Genomic DNA, 23102 nt, shown 5'->3' with positions numbered 1-23102 from the left:
ATCAGTGCTTAAGGGTTTTCAGGTAACGTTGATAGTTGTTATCGAAGTTGGTGACCATCTGGTCAGCGGTTTGACGTCCCGCCAGCAGAAGCTGCACGTTCTGGTTCAGCTCGGCGTTCATGGTTGGTGTCGCCCAGTCAACGTAATGGCCCAGGCCATCGTGTTCATTAAGCGTCACCCACACCTGATACGTTTCCGCCAGCAACGGGTTATCCGACGGGATCTGCGCATTTTTGCTGGCACTGGCGGGCAGGAAGCCGACTTTCAGCCAGCGGTTAGCCATCTCATCCGACACGATGTAGTCGATAAACTTCGCTGCGGCATCCTGCTGTTCTTTGCTTTTCGCCGTGCTGGTGATGGAGAACGCCAGGTCTGTGCCCCCGACCATTAACGCATGCTGCACGCCCTCGCCCATCGGCATTGCCGCGAAGTGAATATCTTTGTTGTCTTTGAACTGACCGAGATACCAGGTGCCGCTCACCAGGAAGGCCGCCTGACCGTTCTGGAACAGCGTGGCTGCATCGTCATGACCAATCCCCTGGAAACCTGGGAAGAAATACCCTTTGTCATTCCAGCTTTTCATCATGTTGGCGGCTTTGACTAACTTGTCATCTTTGAAGGTGCCGCCGACATCGTAAATCAGGTCATCCAGTTTTTTGCGATCGCTGCTTTCGATCTGCGCTTCCCAAAGGGTACTGAGCAGTTGCTGCCCCATATTGCCGTCCAGCAAACCCAGCATCATCGGCGCGGTGCCCTGCGCTTTCAGTTTTTCCATTGCCTGTTCCAGCTCCGGCAGGGTTTTTGGCACCGCAATGCCGGCTTTATCCAGCAACGCTTTGTTGTAGTACAGACCAACCATTTCACCGAGGCTGGCAACGCCGTACAACTTGCCGCTACCGAAATCCTGGGTATCAGACCAACGGTTGCGTTTCAGAATCGAATCCGGGAAGCGCGTGGTCCAGCCGTAGGTTTTGGCGTAATCATCCAGCGGCCAGAGTAATTTGTCTTTGACCAGCGATCCCATATCGCCGCCGCCCTGGTTGACCTGCGCAATCTGCGGGCCATCACCGGCGGTCAGCGCCAGTTTGAGCGGGATGCGGGTATCTTCAAAGGAGTGCACGGAACGCTGGATGACAATGCCCGGATTTTTTTGCTGGAACGCTTTAATCGCCTGATCCACCGCTTCGGTCTGCTGTGGATAGTTATAAATGTCCCATTCGTTAAGGGTCACGCTGGCGGCCTGCGCCATCGATGCGCCGAGCAGTACCCCAGCGGAAACCAGACGAGACAGGGTGCGCAGAGAGCGATGGAAGTACTGCGAACGTACGGTTGACTCACACATAATGCTCGGTTTCTCCAACAGATGACTGGCATCCCTTCATCTCGACACCCGCAGATCCCGCAGGTTGATTCAGCAGAAATATCGCGCTTATCCATACTTACTTTATGAACAAAAGAAAGTCAAACCTGTGCGGCGCGGAATTTTTGCTCTGTGATGCAGTGCAAAAAGTGAGAAGAAAGGCCCGTCGATCAGCAGAGAATGCTGCTTAATTCAGCAAAAATTGGCGGTAATCAGCCTGTCGGCAATGATGACCAGCATAAATCACTCGTGATTTTGCCAGCCATTAAGCCACTGATAGAGCATATGAAAATCGTATAGTTATGACGAAGAAACGAAGGGGAATGGGTACAAGGCCCCGCGCAGCAAGGACCAGCCAGCGCATTTTAGCGCGACTGTCATCGCATCAGTCATGCGCTGCGGTTATGCTTCTGTGCCGCTTTGCGAGATGACGCAATTATTACACCTTGAAAACTAAGTCAGCTTTCATTACCGTAAAAACTGTTCATCTCCTGACCACAGAGGCTCCACCATGACGGCTGAAGGTGTTATTCGTCACGCCACCGAGGCGGATTTTCCCGCGCTCTCGCGTATTTGCTTAGAAACCGCCAATGCGGGAAAGGATGCGACGGCGCTTTATTCCGATCCCGCCCTGCCTGGCCTGCGCTTTGTGATCCCTTACGCGCGCTTCGTCCCTGAGTTTGCCCTGGTGCTGGAGCTGCACGGCGAGGTGGTGGGCTACGCCGTAGCGGTGCCGGATACCCGCGCGTTTGAGGCCATCCTCAATCAACAGTGGTGGCCGAAGTTGCAGACGCAATATCGCGCCACTCCCACCAGCGCACCACTCGACAGCAAAGTACTGGATGCCATTCGCCAGCCGGATGCCGCCGCCGAGCAACTGGTAAGCCAGTGGCCTGCGCATCTGCATATCAATCTGTTGCCTGTGGCACAGCAAGGCGGTTGGGGACGTAAGCTGATCGAGCAATTGTTGACGCTGCTGCGTCAGGCCGGCGTTTCCGGCGTACATCTTGGCGTCAGCCTGCAAAACGAGCAGGTGTGCGGTTTTTATCAGCGCCTTGGCTTCACGCCTATCGTGCGCAGCAACGCCATCTATATGGGCCAGTTACTTTAAGCGAGACATAGCATGACCAGCCTGCATCTGCAAAGCGTTAAGAAATCCTATGAGAACGTGAACGTGATTCACGGTATCGATCTCACCATCAACAGCGGCGAGTTTGTGGTGTTTGTTGGCCCTTCCGGCTGCGGTAAATCGACGCTGTTACGCATGATTGCCGGGCTGGAGGAGATCAGCGACGGCAAGTTGCTGATTGAGGGGGCGGATATGACGCACCAGCCCGCCACCGAGCGTGGCATTGCGATGGTGTTTCAGTCCTACGCGCTCTACCCGAATATGACGGTGCGCGGCAACCTCGCTTATCCGCTGGAGGTGATGAAACGCCCGAAAGCGGAGATTGAACAGGCGATACGCCAGACCGCCGAGCGTCTGCATTTAACGGAATTGCTGGATCGGCTGCCGCGTGCTCTGTCCGGCGGGCAGCGTCAACGCGTGGCAATAGGCCGCGCCATTATTCGCCATCCGCGCATTTTCCTGTTTGATGAACCGCTGTCGAACCTCGATGCCGAATTGCGTTTGCAGATGCGTATTGAGATCGCCCGCCTGCACGCTTCACTCGGCAATACCATGATTTACGTTACCCATGACCAGTTAGAAGCGATGACGCTGGCTGACCGTATCGTGGTGCTGCGTAAGGGGCAGATTGAGCAGGTTGGCGCCCCCCTGGAGTTGTACCGCGACCCGGATAACCTGTTTGTCGCCGGGTTTATCGGCTCACCGAAAATGAACTTTTTACCGGCTGAAGTGACGGCGTTGGCTCCCGGTCAGGTGCAGCTACGCGTGCCATCGCTGGGGATTCAGGCGTTAACCCTGAAGCTGGCGGCGACCTGCCACGAAGGGCAGAAAGTGACGCTGGGGGTGCGGCCTGAGCATTTTCAGCTCGCCCCGGATGCCAACGCGCCGCTGAGTTTTAGTGCACCGCTGTCGTTCAGCGAGATGCTGGGACATACCAATTATCTTTATCTGGATGTCGGGCAGGAGCGTCTGCTGGTGATTGAGGAGCGCCATGCGACTCATCATGAGATTGGTGAACTGATGCGTTATCAATTGGATGCGGGGAGTTGTTTGTTGTTTGATGAGCAGGGGATGCGGTTGCGGTGACTGTGTTCTGGCTGCTGGTGCGGGCTGACTCCGAGAAGGTTCCGCCCGCCAGGCATCAGGTAGTTTCAGCTGCAACGTGCTGGCGGACGGGTTAAGGCCCGAAGGCGCGGGCCTTAACAATCCGCGCTCGGCGCCGTCCTCGCGCAGCGCTATGCGCTGCGGATGCCGCCCACCCCATCGCCTGAAAGCCAGGTGCTCTCTTCATTGCGCGATAAATCGCGCAAAAAAGAGGCTGCCGCAGGGCCCGGCAGTGCAGAGGACGCCGCACCGGCGAGCTGAAACTACATCAGCCTAAAGCGAACGAAACCACCTCAGAGCGAGCGAAACCCGTTTTAAGACGCGATCTCTTCATCCGCCTGCGCGGCCAGCAAATCCAGCAACTTATTCACCGCAAAACCCGCCGCGCCCTGCGCCCACATCCGATTAGACTCGGTCAGGAACTGCAACGGCGTCATATGCGGCGTCAATTTCAGGCGATAGTTCTGGAAGCTTTGGGTGATATGGTCCAGCAGGATACGCGACGCCATCTGCGGCTCCATCGCCAGATAAACCACATCCGGGTCGTAGGCAATTGACAGGTTCGCCAGTGACATCCCCAACTGATGCCCGGCTTCCGCCAGCGCACTCAGCACCTCGGGTGTCGGACGCATATCGAGGTCACGCAACGCCTGCGGCACCTCATCTTTCAACGTGGCAGCCACCCGTTGCAGGATCGCCTGCGATGAGGCGACATCCTCCAACAGGCGTTCGGAGCCGTCGCCCAGCAGGGCATTGCCAATTTCCCCCGCTTTGCCGTGGCGGCCCCGATATAGCTGGCGATCGAGCAGAATCCCTGCGCCAATGCCTTTGCCAAAGGTGGCGATAATCGCCGACTGAGCATGGCCGAGCTGACCAAAAACCAGCGCCGCCATCGCCAGCGCGTTGGCGTCGTTTTCGATAAATACCGGCAGCGAAAAACGCTCTTCCAGCAGGCGAGCAATCGGCACGTTGTCCCAGTCCAGCACGCGGGAGCGCACGCAGTAGCCGTTGCTGGCATCCACCAATCCGGAAAGCGCCAGGCCAATCGCCCCCACTTTCTTGCCCTCGACACCACGCAAGAACTTCGCCAGCGCATCGCCCAGTTGCTTGGGCGTCATCGCACCGGAAGGCATCTGCTGCTCGCCAATAATGTTGCCACCAAGGTCGGTCAGCACGATCAAATTGCGTTCGGCGTTGAGCTGGATACCCACCACGCTGGCGTGGTCAGGATTAAGACCGAGCAGGGTTTTTGGACGCCCCATCGAAACGCGTCGCAACCCCAGCTCCTGCACAATGCCCCGCGTCAGCAGGCGATTGGTGGCCTGCGAAACCGTTGACATACTCAAGCCGCTGCGCACTTTCAGATCGGACTGGCTGATCGGCGCATTTTCGACAATCAGCCGCAGAATTCGGGCGGTTACGTTCGGAGCGATCATGGTTCTCTTTATCAGCAGAATGAAAAGGTTATGCGGGTTGGCTCAGGCTAAACTGCGTGGCGAGCCGGATCGCGCCACTCAGCGCATCCCCCTGTGGCGGCACCAGCAACGCGGCGATCTCCGCCGGGAGCCAGGGCTGAATCGGGGCGGCTAAGCCCCCCATCAGCGCCAGATTACCGTGACTACGCGCCAGCAGCGGCTGCACCATCTGCGCAATATCCGCTGCGGTTTGCTGAATCAACGCCGTGCCATGCACATCTCCCGCCTGCGCGGCAGCGAAAACGTCCGGCACCACCCGGCCCCAGTCAGCCGGTGTGGCATGACGTGACCAGATTAGCATCTGTTCCGGGCTGTCGTGATAATGCGCCATGATGCGTTGCGTCAGCGCAGAAGGTGGCACAATGCCTTCGTGTGCCAACAGCGCCAGCCTGAGTGCGCGTTGGCCCAGCACCGCGCCCGATCCGGCATCGGACAGGGCAAAACCCCAGCCGCCGAGCAGCGTAAATTGCGTGCCATCCCAGGCTGCCCCCTGGCTACCGGTGCCGGTGATAAACACCGCCCCCGGCGCGCCATGATGCGCACCGGCACAGGCGATTTCGACATCGGTGAAGACATAGCGTGCCTGACAAACCGGCTGCCAGCTCTCCAGCCGGGCTTTCACCGAGGCAACATTGGCACCCGCCAGCCCCGCCACCAGCACCGTTTGCGCCCGCGCCGTCGCCGGTAAGGCCGCCTGGGTGAAGAGATCGTCAATCACCCGATCAATCGCATCAATGGCCGCCTCAAACTGCGACCAGACGTTAGCAGGCCCACCGCGCGCTTCCGCCAGCAGCTGTCCCTGAGCGTCGGTGAGACGTCCACGACAGTGCGTACCACCACCATCAATACCCAGCATCAGTGACTGCACGCGCTTCCTCCTGCCTTGCCCCGCACGGAATGACTCTTTATAGATGTGCGAAAGATAGGGTAAAAAAACTTAAATCGCAATAACAAATAAATATGGAAGCCAAGACACCAAATAAAAATGATTAAAATCATATAAATAATAAAAACACACATTTCTTGCACCAGGATATCCATTGACATTAGTTTTTCTGCCGTAATAAGTTAGCGGTCATATTATCAGCAGCCTGATGGGTCGGGCGGCTAACAGGCAACGGGCTTCAGGGGTACAACATGAAAGTGGGCATTATTGGTCTTGGCTTTCGTCTTTCCCATGTGGTGAAAGAGTTCAGCAAAGCCGATACAGAGTTCTCCGTCGTGGGTTATGTCGATCCGGCTCCGGCGGGTTTACCTAATCTTCACACCTTCGGCATCGATCCCGGCAAAGCATTCGACAGCATCGACGCCCTGCTGAGTCATGGCGGCTTTGATCTGCTGCTGGTCGGTTCACCGAACTTTATGCATCTTGAGCATATCCGTCAGGGACTCGCCGCGGGTTATACCGTCTTCACTGAGAAGCCGGTGGTGATCAATGAAGAACAGACTATGGCGATGGCGCAGTTGGTGCAGCAATACGGGCATGAACGCATTCTGGTCGGCCTGGTGCTGCGCTACTCGCCGCTGTACCACGATCTGCTGGCAGCGCGTGATGACAACCGTCTCGGAGAAATCACCTCCATCGAAGCCACCGAACATATCAAGCCGTACCACGGTGCCTTCTTCCAGCGTGACTGGCGTCGTCTGGAAAAATACGCCGGTCCCTACATTCTGGAAAAATGCTGCCACGATATCGATCTGTATCAGGGATTGATGGGTGAACGTCCAGTGCGCGTCGCCAGCTTTGGTGGCCGTAAATCCTTTACCCCGCAACACGCGCCGCAAGGTGCCGTGACGGCAGATTCCGAGCTGTATCACGTCAAGCCGAGCGGCTGGTCAAGCACCGATGCGGTGTTCGACAGCGACGCCGATATCGTTGACTACCAGACAGCGCTGATTGAATACGCCGGTGGCGCTACCCTCGCCTTCCACGCCAACCTTAACGTGCCGGATGAGTTCCGTCGTTTCTGCGTCATGGGCACCGATGGCATGGCTGAGGGCGACTTTGTACGTAACTACTTCCGTGTGCACAACGCCCGAACTGGCGAACGTGAAGTGGATACCGTCTACAGCGGCAACGCTTACGATGGTCACTATGGCGCTGATGCCCTGATGGCCGAAGAAATTGTGAAACACATTAAACAGGGAACGCCGCTGAAGGTCACGGTGGTGGACGCGCTGGAAGCGGGACTCACCGCGATAAAAATCGACGAAGCGCGAAAATCGAAAACCGTGGTGGATATGACAGAAAGCTGGAAAAAATTTGATGCCAGCTTGGGGAAAACAGCGGCCGTCTGACGGCCACTGCTCGCGATCCCAGCCCCCTGATCGCGAGCTTTGTCATGGCAGTTCGGACTGGCAATACCCTTAACCGGCCTGTTGGCCGGTTTTTGTTGCCTGCGGCACCACCGGATCGTTCTCCAGCCGCTGACGTTTCCGCAGATGTGGGAAAAGGGTCATCCAGAGCGCCACCACCATCAGCGTACCAATACCGCCAAGTGCCGCAGCAGGCACTGCACCCAGCCACGCCGCCAGCATCCCGGACTCAAATTCACCCAGCTGGTTGGAGGTATTAATAAAGATGGCGTTCACCGCGTTGACACGCCCCCGCATATCGTCCGGGGTATCCAACTGAACCAACGCGCCGCGAATCACCATGCTGACCATATCAAACGCCCCAAGCGCGGCCAGCGCCAGCAGCGACAGCCACAACTGGCTGGAAAGCGCGAAGATAAGCGTCGCCACCCCAAAGCCGGCCACCGCGCCAAACATGATCATCCCGACGTGCTTTTCCAGTTTGTGACGACTGAGCCATACACCGACCACCAACGCCCCGACTGACGGCGCGCCACGTAACATCCCCAATCCCCAGGGTCCGGTGTGCAGAATGTCTTTGGCGAAAATAGGCAGCAGCGCGGTCGCCCCGCCCAGCAGTACCGCAAACAGATCGAGTGAAATCACCCCCAGCACATCTTTGCGTTCACGGATGAAATGCACACCGGCAAACAAGTTGGTGAGGTTCATTGGCAGGCGCGTTTGCGGCGGGCGTTCATAGCGAATACGGCTGACCAGCAGCAGTGAGAACAAATAAAACAACGCCGAAACACCGTACACCACATCCGGTCCGGCCACGTACAGCAACCCACCGAGCGTAGGCCCAATGATCACCGCGGCCTGTCCACCGACCGCGTTAGCCGCCGTTGCGCGAGCCAGAATCTGTGGCGGCACCAGCGCGGGCAGCATCGAGGATAATGCCGGCCACTCCAGCGCCTTGGCGACGGCAATCAGAAATACCAGGCTCCAGATAGCGGTTTTATCTGCCCAGTTGAATAACGTCAGCGCCACTAACGCCAGCAGCGCTCCCCACTCGACCAGTTGTCCAAACAGCACAATTCGCCGCCGGTCGAACTGATCGGCCAGATGTCCGGCTGGTAACGCCAACAGCACCGATGGCAGAAACTGCATCAGGCCAATCATCCCCAACGCCATCGCGCTGTTGGTCAGCGAGTAGATTTGCCAGCTGACGGCAACGGAAAACATCTGAAAACCAAATGAGGAACAGGTGCGCGCCAGCCAGAAAGCAACAAACGACCTATGCCGCAGCAGCGAGCCATCCGCTGCTGATGTCAGTGAACCCATATTTATCCCATCCTGAATTGCAGTTCCGGCCAGTGTCGTTGCACAAGCCTTATGAAAAAACCTCGCTGAGGTTTTCCTTATCTTTTTCAGGCGACAGAGTGCGGGATTTTGGCGGCTCAGGCAACGGCAAGGCGTGCTCTTTAAAAACAGTTGGTTATATAAAAAAAATCTAAGCATAGAGCTCTGAATATTAGCAGGCTTATTTTTTTATTGAGGAAATAGCCTAAACCACCAGAGAGGGGCAATAAAACGTTAATTAATGTATTAATAATACCTAATATCTCTTTAGCAGAGACAGATAAAAAAGGTGATCTTCACAAAGGAAACGTTTTATATTAGAAAACTGTTCACAGCAGCAGTCGCACCATTTTTATTATAAATAAACCCTTCCAGTTAATTAATATATTTATAGAGATAAATGGAAAACAGTTCATACAACCCTTATGTTACTGAGCGTATCCGCCGCTTCGATGGCAGGATAACCGGCGCTTGCTATTCATCACCCCTTATAAATTCTGGGCAGAATAGTCATGCATCACTTAACGATCGCAACATAGTTTCCTTACATAACCAATTTTTTGATGAAACAGCGTTAATAATTACCCCATTACAGGGAAATAGGCTTACGGATTTATTACAGACACCAGAAAATTATTCCTGCCTGCAATCAGACAATGTCCGACTGGCCATTAACTATGAGGCGTTGCAGCAGAATGGTCCCGCCTTAAAGTCCCTGGCACAGGATTTTAGTTTCTGGCTCTATGATGTAGCGACACCGGGAACCCAGTGGCGAAATATTGAGGCATTTCCCTTCAGCGGCATTGTGCTGACCCATGTTTTTTTCAACGAAAATTATCTCAAGTTCAGCTTTCCCTTTCTCCTCTCTTCCTTCCGGGAAAGAGAAGCAGAGGTGATATTACGCACCCCGACTTTAACACTGACGGATGAGTGCTATGCTCGATTACATATCAGTGGCTGGCAGGAACAACGCACCAGCAGCGATTTATTTGAAGTGTAAACGGTTACACAAAATAGCGCGCTCAGCAAAAACAGCCCGATCAATTCGGGCATGTTACCGGTAATACCCTTATAAAATGTTGTGTCATTCCCCATTCCGAAGTCCAAAGCGCTGAAAAAGATCAAACCTGTTAACGTTTTTAAGATAAAATTTAACGCAAAGGGATCATCAGGCGTCACGGAAGCGTTCCGGAGTGGACATTTACATCACCTCGTACCTTATATCGGGATTCGGCGCAACGCGTTGTTTCCTTTAGTCTTATGGCGAAAAAAGAGGTCAACATTATGGGGAAAAATTCCTCATCTTTTGGCGTAATTCGTTTCCTGACAGTGCTGTTCGCACTGCTGACAGGGGCGTTTATGCTGATTGGCGGCGCGTGGTTAGCCGCCATTGGAGGTTCCTGGTACTACGTAATTGGCGGTGTGGTTATGTTAATCACCGCTATTCTGCTGTGGCGTCGTAGCGGTTCAGCATTGGTGTTGTACGCCTTGCTGCTGCTGGCTACGTTGGTGTGGGGCGTATGGGAAGTCGGTTTCGACTTCTGGGCGCTGGCACCGCGTACTGACGTACTGGTGATTTTTGGCATCTGGCTGGTGTTGCCGTTTGTGTATCGCAAACTCAACAACGCCGGAAAAGGTGCGCTGGGCATTATGGGCATCGCCCTGGTTGCCAGTGCGCTGGTGCTGGCGTGGGCAGTATTCCACGATCCGCAAGAGCTGAATGGCACTCTGCCAGCCACCGAAGCCAATGCCCCGCAGGCACAACCGCTGAGCAACATCGCCGATGGCGACTGGCCTGCTTACGCGCGTGACCAGCAAGGCACCCGCTTCTCACCGCTGAAGCAGATCAACGCAGATAACGTGAAAAATCTGCAAGTTGCCTGGCAGTTCCAGACGGGTGACCTGAAGACGCCAAACGATCCGGGTGAAATCACTGATGAAGTGACCCCGATTAAAATCCGCGACACCCTGTATCTCTGCTCACCGCACCAAATCCTGTTTGCACTGGATGCGAAAACCGGTAAGCAGAAGTGGAAATTTGATCCAGGCTTGAAGCCGAACCCGACCTTCCAGCACGTAACCTGTCGTGGCGTTTCTTACCACGAAGTTCCGGCCGCTGCTGATGCGTCTGGCACCCAGCCTGCGCTGTGCTCACGCCGCATTTACCTGCCGGTAAACGATGGTCGTCTGTTCGCGCTGGATGCGGAAACCGGTGAGCGTTGTGCTGCTTTCGGCAACAACGGCGAGCTGGATCTGCAACACAAACAGCCGGTGCTGACCCCAGGCCAGTATGAGCCGACTTCACCACCGATCATCACCGATACCACCATTGTGATTGCCGGTGCGGTGACGGATAACTACTCAACCCGTGAGCCGTCTGGTGCCATCCGTGGTTTTGACGTCAATACCGGTAAACTGCTGTGGGTGTTCGATCCGGGCGCGAAAGATCCGAACGCGATTCCTGATGATGAACATACCTTCACCATGAACTCGCCGAACTCCTGGGCGCCGGCGGTGTACGATCCGAAACTGGATATCGTTTACCTGCCGATGGGCGTGTCTACCCCGGATATCTGGGGCGGTAACCGCACACCAGAACAGGAGCGCTATGCGAGCAGCGTACTGGCGCTGAACGCCACCACCGGTAAGCTGGTGTGGTCGTATCAGACCGTGCATCACGATCTGTGGGATATGGACCTGCCGTCACAGCCGACGCTGGCCGATATCACTGACAAAGATGGCAACACCGTACCGGTGATTTATGCTCCGGCGAAAACCGGTAACATCTTTGTGCTGGATCGTCGCACCGGTAAGCCAGTTGTTCCGGCACCGGAAACCCCGGTTCCGCAGGGCGCAGCGAAGGGTGACCACGTTTCTCCGACTCAGCCTTATTCAGAACTGACCTTCCGTCCGAAGCAGAATCTGACTGATAAGGATATGTGGGGCGCGACCATGTACGACCAGCTGGTGTGCCGCGTGATCTTCAAGCGTCTGCGCTATGACGGTCCGTTCACCCCGCCGTCTGAGCAGGGTACGCTGGTGTTCCCGGGTAACCTCGGTATGTTCGAATGGGGCGGCATTGCGGTCGATCCGCATCGCCAGATCGCTATCGCTAACCCGATGGCCCTGCCGTTCGTCTCCAAACTGATTCCGCGCGGTCCGGGCAACCCGATCGAGCCGCCGAAAGGCGCGGAAGGGGGTTCTGGCACCGAAACCGGTATCCAGCCGCAGTACGGCGTGCCGTATGGCGTGGAGCTGAACGCGTTCCTGTCACCGTTTGGTCTGCCGTGTAAACAACCGGCGTGGGGCTATGTCTCTGCCGTTGACCTGAAAACCAACGAAACCGTGTGGAAAAAACGCATTGGTACGGTTCGCGATAGCGCGCCGGTTCCGCTGCCGTTCAAGATGGGTATGCCGATGCTCGGCGGCCCGATCACCACAGCCGGTAACGTATTCTTCATCGGTGCGACCGCAGATAACTACCTGCGTGCCTTCAGCACCAACACCGGTGAAATGCTGTGGCAGGCACGTCTGCCAGCAGGCGGCCAGGCAACGCCGATGACCTACGAAATGGATGGCAAGCAGTATGTTGTCATCGCTGCCGGTGGTCACGGTTCGTTTGGCACCAAGCTGGGCGATTATGTGATTGCCTACGCACTGCCGGACAATAAATAGCGTAAATAAAACAGGCGGACTCAGTCCGCCTGTTTTATGCATTCAAAACCGTAGCGGCGTGATTTATCGCGCAGTTATGAATCAATGCTTCCGCAGCACCCGCGCATTCAACACCGCACACAACGCCATAATCACGCAGGTTGCCAGAAACACCGGACGCATACCGAAAGCCCCACCGACAAAGCCGCCAAACAACGGGCCGCTCACCTGACCGACATACTGCGCCGACGTTGAGTATCCCAACATTTTCCCCACCTGGGTTTGCGGCACATTGTGGCGAATCAACGCCGTGACGCACGGCATCAGCCCCCCCAAAGCCATCCCCATCAGAAAACGCAGCACCACCAGTTGCCAGGCTGCGCTAATAAACGCTTGAGGAATCAGCAGCAACGCACATGCAATCAAACCATAAATCAGTACCCGGCCATGACCGATACGGTCGGCCAGCCGTCCGAGACGTGGTGCAGAAAGAATGCTGCCGAGTGCAGCGGCTGCCATCACCAGGCCGGCGGTGACGGTAATCGCGTGGTCGCCGCTGACAAACTGCCCGACATACAGCGTGATAATCGGTTCAATCGACATATTGGCGAAAATCAATAACGTGCCGGATAACCACATCAAACGTACCACCGGCAGGTTCACCGCTTTCTCATCGGCGCTGCTGCTCTGTACCGCCTTTTTCGCCTGACGCGGCGCTTCTTTCAACAAAAAAGTAGTGGCGAGAAAAGCGAGAAAAATCACCGCACCGGTCAGCCAAAAGGTATGACGAATGCCGATCAACGGCGGCAGCACGCCGCCCAGTAACGGCCCCACCACATTACCCGCCATAATACCGGACGACAGCATACCCAGCGCCCAGCCGGTCTGCTCTTTCGGCGTTTGTGCCGCCACCAGGATGGTGGAGCCGGATGCGTAGCCGCCGAGCAAACCAGCCAGCAGACGCAACGCCACCAGTTGCCAGGGCGCGGTTGCCATACCAATCAATGACATGGCAATCGCCATCCCCAGGCTGGCGCGGATCAGCATCAGTTTGCGACCATAGCGATCCGCCAGCTTGCCCCACAGCGGCGCAGTCAGGGCAGCGCTGAGGAAGGTAGCGCCATAGGCCGCCCCCGACCAGCGTGCAATCGCTGCCGGTTCCTGCACCCCGAGTTGCTGTACATACAACGGCAAAAACGGCAGCAGAAGCGTCATCGCCACGATGGTGCTGAAGGAACCGAGTACGCAGACGAACAAATTTCGCCGCCAGTGTTGCTGTTCAGGCGCTAACGCCGTTGGAGGTTGCTGCATGATGATATCCCTGTTTTAAGCTGACATTCAGGCTAACAGCGGCATCTTGTCGATAACAGAGCGACCGGGATATTTGCCACGCAGCGCGCTATTGTTGCCAAAATGCAACAATCAGTTCTCACCCAATGCGGTGATCAGCGCATCGCACAATAACGTCACTGGCGAGGAGGGTTCTGGCTGCGTTTTCAGCAGCAGATAACTGTGCAGGCGATCCATTTGCCACTCCGGCAGCACCTGCACGATATCCCCCTGCGCCAACGCTTCACGCGTCATATAAGCCGGTAGATAGGCAATACCGGTGCCTGCCAGCGCCGCATTCAGCAATGCCATGCTGTTATTGGCACGGAAGCGACTACGAACATCCAGCGCCAGCCGCTGTTTATCACGGCGAAACGGTAGCGCAGCGGTGTGGGCTGGGCCGTGGAACAACAACAAATCGTGGCGCGTGAGCTTTTCGGGATGATCGATAACCGGATGCGCGGCCAGATAATCAGGCGCGGCGTACAAGCCCCAGTCAATGGTGCTCAATTCGCGATAATCAGGGGTTTCTGGTGCGCGCGCGCGAATGACGATCGCCACATCCGCGAGGTTCGAAAGGTCTTCACTGACACGATCGGTCAGTTCAAGATCAACATTGATATGGATATGGCGACGAATAAAGCGGTTTAACGTCGGCACCACGCACTGGCAGCCAAAGGTCACCGGTGCCTGCAAACGCACGTTGCCGGTCGGCAGTTGATGCACCTGTTGGACAAAGGCATCAGCGCGATGCATCTCATCCATCAGGCGGATGCAAAAGGGATAATAGGCCTGGCCAAGTTCCGTCAATGCCACTTTACGCGTGGTACGCTGCAATAATTTGATGCCGAGGCGTACTTCCAGCCGGGCAATTTCACGGCTGACATAGGATTTTGATACGCCGAGGGTGCGAGCTGCTTCGCTAAAACTTTGCCGTTCAACCACGCGCGCAAACAGCATCATGGCGGTGAGATTGTCGCTGTTATCCATTGTCCATAACCGGCAGAGTAAGGGAGAACAGCAGCTTAAAAGGATTAGTGCGGAATAGCACCTGATTTCCCGCGCCCACATGGCAACGGGAAATCAGGTTGGCGACTCAACTGGCCACCGCCAGCGGAAATAACAGACGATCCGGTTCGACACGGCGCTGACGACGCAGCTGACCCGGTGTGACGCGGAAGTAGTTTTTAAAGGTGCGGGTGTAAGCCTGCTGCGTGTCGAAGCCGTAGCTCATCGCCACTTGCAGGATCGCCTCATCACTGTTCAGTAACGTCAACGCCGATTCGGTCAACCGACGCTGGCGAATGTACTCAGCCAGTGAAAATCCGGTGTGCTGACGAAACAGACGTTGCAGATGCCAGCGGGAATACCCGGAACGGCGTGCGACTTCATCCAGATGCAAATCGTGTCCTAAGTTGTCTTCTATCCAGTCCAGCAAACTGCGGATAAATTGACTCTGATTCATGGCTCCTCCTGATACGACGTGATGTCCAGTAAAGCCACTTTAGCGCGTTAAATTTATCCCTTAATTAGCGGAAAATTAGCGCAGAATTAGCAAGGGGAAAACGGGTGTAATTCTGCGCTAATTTTCCAGCGCTACACTTTGTTCATACATTTGGGAGGGCATCATGCGTGTGCTGCTGGTTGAAGATGATGAGATGATTGGCGCGAACTTGCAGCAGGCGCTGGAGGCCGCTGGCTGGTCGGTGGACTGGGTACGGGATGGCGTGTTTGCCACCAATGCCTGGACTGAAGGCGGCTACAGCTGCGTGTTACTCGACCTGGGCTTACCGCGGGAAGATGGCATCCATGTCCTACGCCGCGCCCGTACCCGTGGCGATATGACGCCGGTGCTGGTGCTGACCGCGCGTGATACCGTGGCCCAGCGTGTTCAGGGACTCGACAGCGGTGCCGATGATTACCTGCTAAAACCCTTTGATTTACAAGAGGTCCTGGCGCGAATGCGAGCGATTACCCGACGTCGTCACGGTGCGGCGGATTCCCTGTTAGGCAGCGGCGACGTGCAGCTCGATATGATGACGCGTGAAGTGCTGTATAAAGGGCAGCGTGAGCAACTTACCGCGCGTGAATACGCCCTGCTTTATGCGCTGCTGGAGCGTCCGGGCGCCATTCTTTCACGCGAACAACTGGAAAACCGCATCTACGGCTGGGGCGAAGAAGTCACCAGCAATGCGGTTGATGTCTTAATTCATGGCATGCGCCGCAAGCTGGATAACGAAGTGATCCGCAACGTGCGCGGCCTGGGGTGGCGAGTCCCTGCAATATGAAACCCTTCACGTTTATGCGTTCCCTGCGTAATAAATTGCTGACCACCCTGTTGCTGATGCATCTGGCGATGATCGGTGGTGTCACCTCCTATTTTTACAGCTGCTACGGCGACATGATCGGCACCATGAAGGACGATCAGCTGGCAAAAATCGCCGATGCCTGGGCCAGCAGCAAACGCATTCCCGCCCTGATGCCGCTGATGCTCAACGCCGATAAACTCAAAAGCGCCTATGTGGTGCAATTGTGGGATGACAATCAGCAGCTGCGCGCCAGTTCCTGGCCGGAGTTGAATGCGCCATTGCAGAGTAAAAAAGGCTGGAGTGACGTTAAGATCGGAGATTGTGAAGACTGCGACTGGCGTGTCTTCAATCGCCCCGGTGAACCCGGCAGTGAAATCGCTGCCATTCAGGTGCTCTACAACATCGGCTACATGAAAAGCGTGATGGTGAAGCGCGCGCTGTCAGCCATTATCCCGTTGATTTTAATGATGCCACTCTCGCTGCTGGTGATCTGGCTGGTGGTGCGCGCCATCACGCGCGACTTACGCGTGGCCTCGCGCCAGATTGCCGCCCAGGAGATGTTGCATCCCGACAGCGTCCCCCCGGATGGCTTACCGGACGAGATCCTGCCGCTGGTTGCCGCCTATAACTCGCTGCTGGATAAACTGCGTGCTGCCTGGTCGTCACAGCGCCAGTTCCTCGAAGATGCCGCCCACGAACTGCGTACGCCGGTCACCGCCGTGACGTTGCAGCTGGAGAACCTACGCCAGCATATTCAACCGGGCGAGGCCAGCCGTCAGTTTGATCAACTGGAAGCGGGCGTGACCCGTACCCGCCATCTGGTGACACAGCTGCTGAACATCTCGCGCCAGGAAGATCAGTCGGTGGTTGCCACGGTAGAAAATATTGAGCTGGAAGACCTGCTGAAGGAGAGTATCGAGCAGCTGATGGTGGTGGCCGATAAGCGCGGGATTGATATCGGTTTTAACGGCACTGCCCACTACCGCATCCAGGCTAGTCGTTCCGATTTACGCAGCCTGTTTGACAACCTGATCGGTAATGCCATGCTGCACACCCCCGAAGGTAGCCTGGTGGATGTGCTGCTGCATCGCGTCGGCAATCACACCGTGGTGGATATTGTTGATAACGGGCCGGGTATGCCGGAAGGCTTTATCGAACGCGCGTTTGACCGCTTCACCCGTTCGCCTGATGTGCAGGCCCAGGGTAGCGGTCTTGGGCTGTCGATTGTTCGCAGCGTGGCGCAAAAACACCGTATGCAGGTGGCACTGTCGAACTGCCTCAATCCGCAGGGTCAGATTTGCGGTTTGCAGGTGCGAGTCACCCTCCCTTAATAGCTGTCCCTCATCCGTAACGGCGCGATTTATCGCGCTGTTTATTCCTGCTCCTCATCCGTAGCGGCGCGATTTATCGCGCTGTTTTTTTGTGCTGTGCCCCTCCATGCAAAAAGATGCGCGATAAATCGCGCCGCTACGCATTTACCCATTCAGGTTGTTCTGCGATGAAGGCGACAACGTAAACGGTTGCGGGGTTCCGTTCGATCCATGACATTTATGTGACATAACTCACATTTTTGGTGAATGGAATTGCAACACTTTTTGACAAACGTGATCAAAATCTATTTTCTATCGGACTGATACAGGCACCCTACGCGAGCTTTAAAAACCGGCGGCTCAGACCGGCTTAAAACAATTCACCGCCCACCCCTGGGATCGACTGACACCGATCGCGCATTTTTGCGACGATCACGAGCATGTGGTTAACGATAATGAAATATAAAGCATTGATAGCAGGGGCCTTACTGGCCAGCAGCTGGACCGGCGCGACCCAAGCAGCAGACAGCAACCCGCAATACCTTTCCGACTGGTGGCATCAGAGCGTCAACGTGGTGGGCAGTTATCACACCCGTTTCGGACCACAGTTTAATAACGACGTGTATCTGGAATACGAAGCCTTTGCCAAAAAGGACTGGTTTGATTTCTACGGCTACGCCGACCTGACCAACTTCTTCGGTCTGGGCAACAGCAACGCTAACGGTATTTTCGACCACGGTTCGCCGCTGTTCATGGAAATTGAGCCGCGTTTCTCCATCGATAAGCTGACCGGCACCAGCCTGGCGTTTGGTCCGTTTAAAGAGTGGTACTTCGCCAACAACTACATCTACGACATGGGCCGCAACGCGTCGCAGCGCCAGAACACCTGGTATATGGGTCTGGGCACCGATATCGACACCCATTCCGATGTGGGCCTGTCGCTGAACGTGTACGCGAAATACCAGTGGCAGAACTACGGTGCCGCCAACGAAAACAGCTGGGATGGCTATCGCTTCAAGGTGAAATACTTTGTGCCGATTACCGATCTGTGGGGCGGTAAGCTGAGCTATATCGGCTTCACTAACTTCGACTGGGGTTCCGATCTGCGTGACGAAACCGGTCCATCACGTACCAGCAACTCGATTGCATCCAGCCACATTCTGTCGCTGAACTACGACCACTGGCATGTTTCTACCGTGGCACGTTATTTCCACAACGGTGGACAGTGGGCTGATGGCCAGGAGCTGAACTTCGGCAATGGTCCGTTTGAAGTGAAATCAACCGGCTGGGGTTACTACCTGGTTGTGGGTTATAACTTCTAACTTAGCTAACGCCACCTTCATCCGTAGCGGCGCGATTTATCGCGCAATGTTTTCCGGCACAGCGCCGAATTGCGCGATAAATCGCGCCGCTACGGGTTAACATCGGTGACTAAATTCTTGGTTTGTAAGCATTCACCATCCACGGCACACCGAACTTATCGGTGAACATGCCAAAACCATTCGCCCAGAACGTCGGCTCCCAGCTTTTTGTCACCTGCCCGCCGGCAGACAACGCATCAAACCATCGCTTGCCCTGCACTTCATCCGGCGTGGAGAGACTCACCGCAAAGCCGTTGTAGTGCGCCTCACGATTCCCGTCACTCAACATAATTTCGCCCTGCCCGATGCGTAGGTGCGCGTGCATGATATGTTCCGGCGGAAAGGTCATCCCGGAAGGACAACCTTCTGTGGATTCCGTCTCCGGCATATCGCCAAAGGTCATTTTAAACAGCAACTCGCCGTCAGTCGCCTCAAGGTAGAATGCGATGGCCTCTTCGCAGCGGCCGTCATAAAACAAATAAGGGGTAATTTGCATGGTCGGTTCTCCAGAGTGAACGCCCGATGCCAAGTGTAGTGGCTGCCAGCCAAACAGGACGCGAGCCGGGCCGCACTCTTACCTTTGTTGACAATAGCGCCGGAACAGCTGCGCCATATAGGCGCTCATCGGCGTCAACGCCGTGTCCTTACGCTGAATCAGATAAAAGTTTGCCTTGGGTAACGGATCATCCAGCTCCAGCGCCACCAGCTGGCCGCCGTGGGTGGGGTCTTCAATCACATCTCGCGAGATAATGCTGACGAAATCGGTCTTTGCCACCAGGCTGGTGCAGGCCATAAAGGTTTCGCAGGTGACGACGATTTTCGGTGCCATGCCGCGCTCGCCAAACATATCGTGCAGCAGCCGATAATAGCTGCCCTGCGGCGTCGGCATGGTCCAGTCACAATGCTGCAACTCCGCCAGCGAGCGCGCATGAGCCATCGGATGCCCCTTGCGCACCACCACCTGATAATCTCGCTCCATCAGTCGTTCGTAGGTCAGTTCCTGATCGAGATGGCTTTGGTCGTAGGTGTTGATGGTGAAATCCAGCTCCCCCTGGCGCAGCTCATGTACCATCGCCACCAGTTGTCCTTCGACGATACGCACCTTTACCAGCGGATATTCGCGGTGAAAATGATTGATCACCTGCGGCATCACGGTACGCGCGATGCTGCCGCCGACGCCAATATTCACCCTGCCGCCCGCCAGCCCCAGTCGCTGCTGAATATCTTCCTGCGCGACGCGCAGTTCTTCCAGCACCAGGCTGGCATGCCGAAAAAAGTTATCACCAATATCGGTCAGGGTAACGCCCTGATGGCGTCGTTCAAATAAACGCGCACCGAGTACCAATTCCAGTTCCTGGATCGACTTAGTCAGCGCAGGCTGCGATACGCCTGAAAGACGGCTGGCAGCGCGGATGCTGCCCTGGCGGGCCACATCAACAAAGGCGCGGAGCTGATGCAATTTTAAGTTAGCAGGCATAGTTACTCGGTGATAACCGTTGTTTATCAGGCACAAGATATTCGCATCTTATGCGCGCCAATACCATTGTGTAGATTCGGGACAATGCATAAAAAACCAACATAAAGGATATGCCGATGAAAACCCTTTCCGACCGCGTCAGCGCCCTGGTACCACAAATGCAAAGCTGGCGACGCGACCTGCATCAGTTTGCTGAGTCGGGCTGGCTGGAATTTCGTACCGCCACCCTGGTTGCCGAGGAGCTGCATCGTCTTGGTTATCAACTGCAACTGGGCCGTGAAGTGGTGGATGCCGATGCGCGTATGGGGCTGCCTTCAGCCGCAGTGCTGGCGGCACAGGAAGCGCGCGCCCTGGAGCAGGGGGCGCTGCCGCAGTGGCTCAGCCATTTCTCCGGCGGCTTCTGTGGCATTGTTGCCACCCTGGCAACCGGTCGCCCTGGCCCGGTGATGGGCTTCCGCGTCGATATGGACGCGCTCGACCTCAATGAAAGCACCGCCGCCGATCATCTGCCGCAGCGCGAAGGCTTTGCCTCCTGCAATGCGGGCATGATGCACGCCTGCGGTCATGACGGTCATACCACCATCGGCCTTGGCCTCGCCAACGTGTTGATGGCGATGAAAGACCAACTGAGCGGCACCATCAAACTGATTTTCCAGCCCGCCGAAGAGGGCGTGCGTGGTGCAAAAGCGATGGTGGCAGCGGGCGTAGTGGACGATGTGGATCTGTTTACCGCCATCCATCTCGGCACCGGCGTGCCTGCCGGCGAAATCGTTTGCGGCAGCGACAGCTTCCTCGCCACCACCAAACTTGATGTGCAATTCACCGGGGTGGGAGCCCATGCGGGTGGTCGCCCGGAAGAGGGACGCAACGCCCTGCTGGCCGCGGCGCAGGCCACGCTGGCGCTGCACAACCTGCCGCAACACAGCGGCGGCGTGGCGCGTGTTAACGTCGGCGTGTTGCAGGCTGGGACCGGCCGCAACGTGGTGGCCGACACCGCGCTGATGAAGGTTGAGACGCGCGGCGTCAGTAACCAGGTGAACGACGATATTTATCAGCAGGCGCTGCGTGTGATTGCCGGTGCCGCAGCGATGTACGGCGTTGAATCCGACGTCAAACTGATGGGCGGCGCACGTAGCTGCACCCCAAGCCAACCGTGGGTCGCGTTTATCCACCAGCAGGCAGAAGCGCTGGGGCTGTTCGACTCGGTCATCGACACCAAAAAGCAGGCCGCCGGTTCCGAAGATGCCACCTATATGCTGGAGCGCGTGCAGCAGCGCGGCGGTCAGGCATCCTACGTGATTTTCGGCTGCGAGCTGGCGGCAGGCCACCACAACGCGAAGTTCGATTTCGATGAAGGCATCATGGCGGTGGCGGTACAAACCCTCGCCACGCTGGCACTGAACGGGGCACAGTTCGGAGTCCAGTCATGAGCCATCCTGAGTTTATCGATCACTACATCAATCAACATCAGGCGCGCTTCAGCGCCATCAGCGACGCCATCTGGGATGTGCCAGAAACCCGTTTTGAAGAGACGCAATCCTCGGCGTTACTGGCCGATGCACTGGAGCAGGAAGGCTTCAGCGTCGAGCGCGGCGTGGGGGGGATCGAAACGGCGTTTATCGCCAGCATCGGCAGCGGTAAACCGGTGATCGCCATTCTGGGTGAGTTCGATGCCCTGGCCGGTCTGAGCCAGAAAGCGGCCTGCGCTGAGCCGCAGCCGCTGGTGGAGAACGGTAACGGCCACGGTTGCGGTCACAACCTGTTAGGTACGGCAGGTCTGGCGGCCGCCTTCGCCATCAAGGCCTGGTGGGCAGAGCACGGCCAGCGCGGTACGCTACGTTTTTACGGTTGCCCCGGCGAAGAAGGCGGCTCCGGCAAAACCTATATGGTGCGCGAAGGGTTGTTTGACGATGTTGATGCGGCAGTGACCTGGCACCCGGAAGGTTTCAGCGGCATGTTTAACCTCAGCACCCTTGCCAATATCCAGGCGGCGTTCCACTTCAAAGGGGTGGCAGCGCACGCGGCCAACTCGCCACATCTGGGGCGCAGCGCCCTCGACGCCGTCACGCTGATGAATACCGGCGCGAACTTTCTGCGTGAACATATCGTGCAGGAAGCGCGCGTCCATTATGCCGTCACCAACACCGGCGGCGTCTCTCCCAACGTGGTACAGGCCGATGCCGAAGTGTTGTACCTGATTCGCGCGCCGCAACTCGACCAGGCTCAGGATATTTATCAGCGGGTGATCAATATCGCCAAAGGCGCAGCGCTGATGACCGACACACAAATGACGGTGCGCTTTGATAAAGCCTGCTCTAACTACGTTCCCAACCGCGCGCTGGAAGCGGTGATGGAGGGTTATCTGCATCAGTTTGGCCTGCCGGATTACAACGACGATGAGCGGGCCTTTGCGACGCAGATCCGCGCCACCTTAACCAAAGATGATCTGCGCAACGCCCGGCTCAACGCGGCACGCACCGGCGGTGAAGCCGGAGTTGCCTGGAGCGAGGCGCTGGGGGACAAAGTGCTGATGGATGACGTTGCCCCGTATGCAGTAACGCGTGAGCTGCTGTATGGCTCCACCGATGTGGGCGATGTCAGTTGGGTGACACCCACCGCGCAGTGCTTCGCGCCGTGCTTTGCCTTCGGTACGCCGCTGCATACCTGGCAACTGGTGGCGCAGGGTCGCACCGCTATCGCCCACAAAGGTATGTGCCTGGCGGCAAAAGTACTGGCCGCCACGGCGCTGACCCTGTTGACCGATGATGCCGCTCTGGCACGCTGCCGCGACGAGTTTATCCGCGTACGCAGCGAGCAACCCTATCAATGCCCGATTCCGCCAGGGGTAAAACCGTCAAAACTGGCATCCTGATAATAAACCCGCGCCCATGCAGGCGCGGGCAGTCGTACCCAAAACAATAAAATTTTTACGCAAAT

The 23102-nt window shown here is 56.4% G+C and carries 19 protein-coding genes; 10 read left to right on the top strand and 9 right to left on the bottom strand.

The window, feature by feature from the left end; genetic code table 11:
• Position 1: 1 nt before the first annotated feature.
• On the bottom strand, positions 2-1342 hold the full coding sequence (locus AC6I8R_RS02075) for an ABC transporter substrate-binding protein (RefSeq protein ID WP_021184160.1): 1341 nt from the start codon (positions 1340-1342) through the stop codon (positions 2-4).
• 529 nt (positions 1343-1871) lie between these two features.
• On the opposite strand from AC6I8R_RS02075, the gene AC6I8R_RS02070 reads away from it, so the two are divergent.
• Positions 1872-2471 carry a GNAT family N-acetyltransferase gene (locus AC6I8R_RS02070; RefSeq protein WP_497831851.1) on the top strand — a complete coding sequence of 200 codons (600 nt, stop codon included), beginning with the start codon at positions 1872-1874 and terminating at the stop codon, positions 2469-2471.
• A 12-nt stretch (positions 2472-2483) separates the two neighbouring features.
• Complete coding sequence (locus AC6I8R_RS02065; RefSeq protein ID WP_497831850.1) at positions 2484-3575, top strand: ABC transporter ATP-binding protein; 1092 nt, start codon at positions 2484-2486, stop codon at positions 3573-3575.
• Positions 3576-3907: 332 nt separating this feature from the next.
• On the opposite strand, the gene AC6I8R_RS02060 is transcribed toward AC6I8R_RS02065, so the two are convergent.
• A complete protein-coding gene (locus tag AC6I8R_RS02060) occupies positions 3908-5029 on the bottom strand; it encodes an ROK family transcriptional regulator (RefSeq protein ID WP_021184155.1) in 1122 nt (373 codons plus the stop codon).
• A 28-nt stretch (positions 5030-5057) separates the two neighbouring features.
• Positions 5058-5924, bottom strand: coding sequence for a glucosamine kinase nucleotide-binding domain-containing protein (locus tag AC6I8R_RS02055; RefSeq protein ID WP_497832735.1), 867 nt, complete (start codon positions 5922-5924; stop codon positions 5058-5060).
• 281 nt (positions 5925-6205) lie between these two features.
• Between AC6I8R_RS02055 and AC6I8R_RS02050 the strand changes: the two genes are divergently transcribed.
• Positions 6206-7366 (top strand): Gfo/Idh/MocA family protein, encoded by a 1161-nt coding sequence (locus AC6I8R_RS02050; RefSeq protein ID WP_415173109.1) that lies wholly within the window; start codon positions 6206-6208, stop codon positions 7364-7366.
• Positions 7367-7435: 69 nt separating this feature from the next.
• Here the strand turns inward: AC6I8R_RS02050 and AC6I8R_RS02045 are convergent, their stop codons facing one another.
• Positions 7436-8707 carry an MFS transporter gene (locus tag AC6I8R_RS02045; protein WP_415173108.1) on the bottom strand — a complete coding sequence of 424 codons (1272 nt, stop codon included), beginning with the start codon at positions 8705-8707 and terminating at the stop codon, positions 7436-7438.
• Between the two features lie 418 nt (positions 8708-9125).
• Here AC6I8R_RS02045 and AC6I8R_RS02040 point away from each other — a divergent pair, with 418 nt between their 5' ends.
• Both AC6I8R_RS02040 and AC6I8R_RS02035 read left to right on the top strand, forming a co-directional pair.
• Positions 9126-9725 carry a hypothetical protein gene (locus AC6I8R_RS02040; RefSeq protein WP_497831849.1) on the top strand — a complete coding sequence of 200 codons (600 nt, stop codon included), beginning with the start codon at positions 9126-9128 and terminating at the stop codon, positions 9723-9725.
• Between the two features lie 284 nt (positions 9726-10009).
• Positions 10010-12400, top strand: a complete 2391-nt coding sequence (locus AC6I8R_RS02035) for a glucose/quinate/shikimate family membrane-bound PQQ-dependent dehydrogenase (protein ID WP_415173106.1) — start codon at positions 10010-10012, stop codon at positions 12398-12400.
• A gap of 81 nt (positions 12401-12481) precedes the next feature.
• Here the strand turns inward: AC6I8R_RS02035 and AC6I8R_RS02030 are convergent, their stop codons facing one another.
• The 3 genes from AC6I8R_RS02030 to AC6I8R_RS02020 all read right to left on the bottom strand — a co-directional run bounded on the left by AC6I8R_RS02030 (position 12482) and on the right by AC6I8R_RS02020 (position 15173).
• Positions 12482-13690: an MFS transporter gene (locus tag AC6I8R_RS02030; RefSeq protein ID WP_415173105.1), complete on the bottom strand. Its 1209-nt coding sequence runs from the start codon at positions 13688-13690 to the stop codon at positions 12482-12484.
• Positions 13691-13801: 111 nt separating this feature from the next.
• Positions 13802-14698: a LysR family transcriptional regulator gene (locus AC6I8R_RS02025; RefSeq protein ID WP_208724647.1), complete on the bottom strand. Its 897-nt coding sequence runs from the start codon at positions 14696-14698 to the stop codon at positions 13802-13804.
• Between the two features lie 106 nt (positions 14699-14804).
• Complete coding sequence (locus AC6I8R_RS02020) at positions 14805-15173, bottom strand: helix-turn-helix domain-containing protein (RefSeq protein ID WP_013507554.1); 369 nt, start codon at positions 15171-15173, stop codon at positions 14805-14807.
• Between the two features lie 163 nt (positions 15174-15336).
• Here AC6I8R_RS02020 and AC6I8R_RS02015 point away from each other — a divergent pair, with 163 nt between their 5' ends.
• The 3 genes from AC6I8R_RS02015 (at position 15337) to AC6I8R_RS02005 (ending at position 18649) form a co-directional block, all read left to right on the top strand.
• Positions 15337-15996: a response regulator gene (locus tag AC6I8R_RS02015; protein WP_021184146.1), complete on the top strand. Its 660-nt coding sequence runs from the start codon at positions 15337-15339 to the stop codon at positions 15994-15996.
• Positions 15993-17348 (top strand): sensor histidine kinase, encoded by a 1356-nt coding sequence (locus tag AC6I8R_RS02010; RefSeq protein ID WP_021184145.1) that lies wholly within the window; start codon positions 15993-15995, stop codon positions 17346-17348. The genes AC6I8R_RS02015 and AC6I8R_RS02010 overlap by 4 nt, the downstream gene beginning before the upstream one ends.
• Before the next feature lie 434 nt (positions 17349-17782).
• A complete protein-coding gene (locus tag AC6I8R_RS02005; RefSeq protein WP_036626344.1) occupies positions 17783-18649 on the top strand; it encodes a nucleoside-specific channel-forming protein Tsx in 867 nt (288 codons plus the stop codon).
• Positions 18650-18758: 109 nt separating this feature from the next.
• On the opposite strand, the gene yjdN is transcribed toward AC6I8R_RS02005, so the two are convergent.
• Positions 18759-19184, bottom strand: coding sequence for a VOC family metalloprotein YjdN (yjdN, locus tag AC6I8R_RS02000; RefSeq protein ID WP_021184142.1), 426 nt, complete (start codon positions 19182-19184; stop codon positions 18759-18761).
• A 78-nt stretch (positions 19185-19262) separates the two neighbouring features.
• Positions 19263-20165 carry a LysR family transcriptional regulator gene (locus tag AC6I8R_RS01995; RefSeq protein WP_013507549.1) on the bottom strand — a complete coding sequence of 301 codons (903 nt, stop codon included), beginning with the start codon at positions 20163-20165 and terminating at the stop codon, positions 19263-19265.
• A 116-nt stretch (positions 20166-20281) separates the two neighbouring features.
• On the opposite strand from AC6I8R_RS01995, the gene AC6I8R_RS01990 reads away from it, so the two are divergent.
• Together AC6I8R_RS01990 and AC6I8R_RS01985 are read left to right on the top strand one after the other, a co-directional pair.
• The gene (locus tag AC6I8R_RS01990; RefSeq protein ID WP_497831848.1) at positions 20282-21595 is read left to right on the top strand and encodes an amidohydrolase; all 1314 of its coding nucleotides are present in this window, start codon (positions 20282-20284) and stop codon (positions 21593-21595) included.
• Positions 21592-23037, top strand: a complete 1446-nt coding sequence (locus tag AC6I8R_RS01985; protein ID WP_415173281.1) for a M20 family metallopeptidase — start codon at positions 21592-21594, stop codon at positions 23035-23037. The genes AC6I8R_RS01990 and AC6I8R_RS01985 overlap by 4 nt, the downstream gene beginning before the upstream one ends.
• Positions 23038-23102 lie beyond the last annotated feature (65 nt).

It is taken from the genome of Pantoea sp. X-Soil-OKNW-713 (assembly GCF_059730685.1).
Note: the sequence above shows the minus strand (reverse complement) of the source record. Positions and strands in the feature narration are given on the sequence as shown.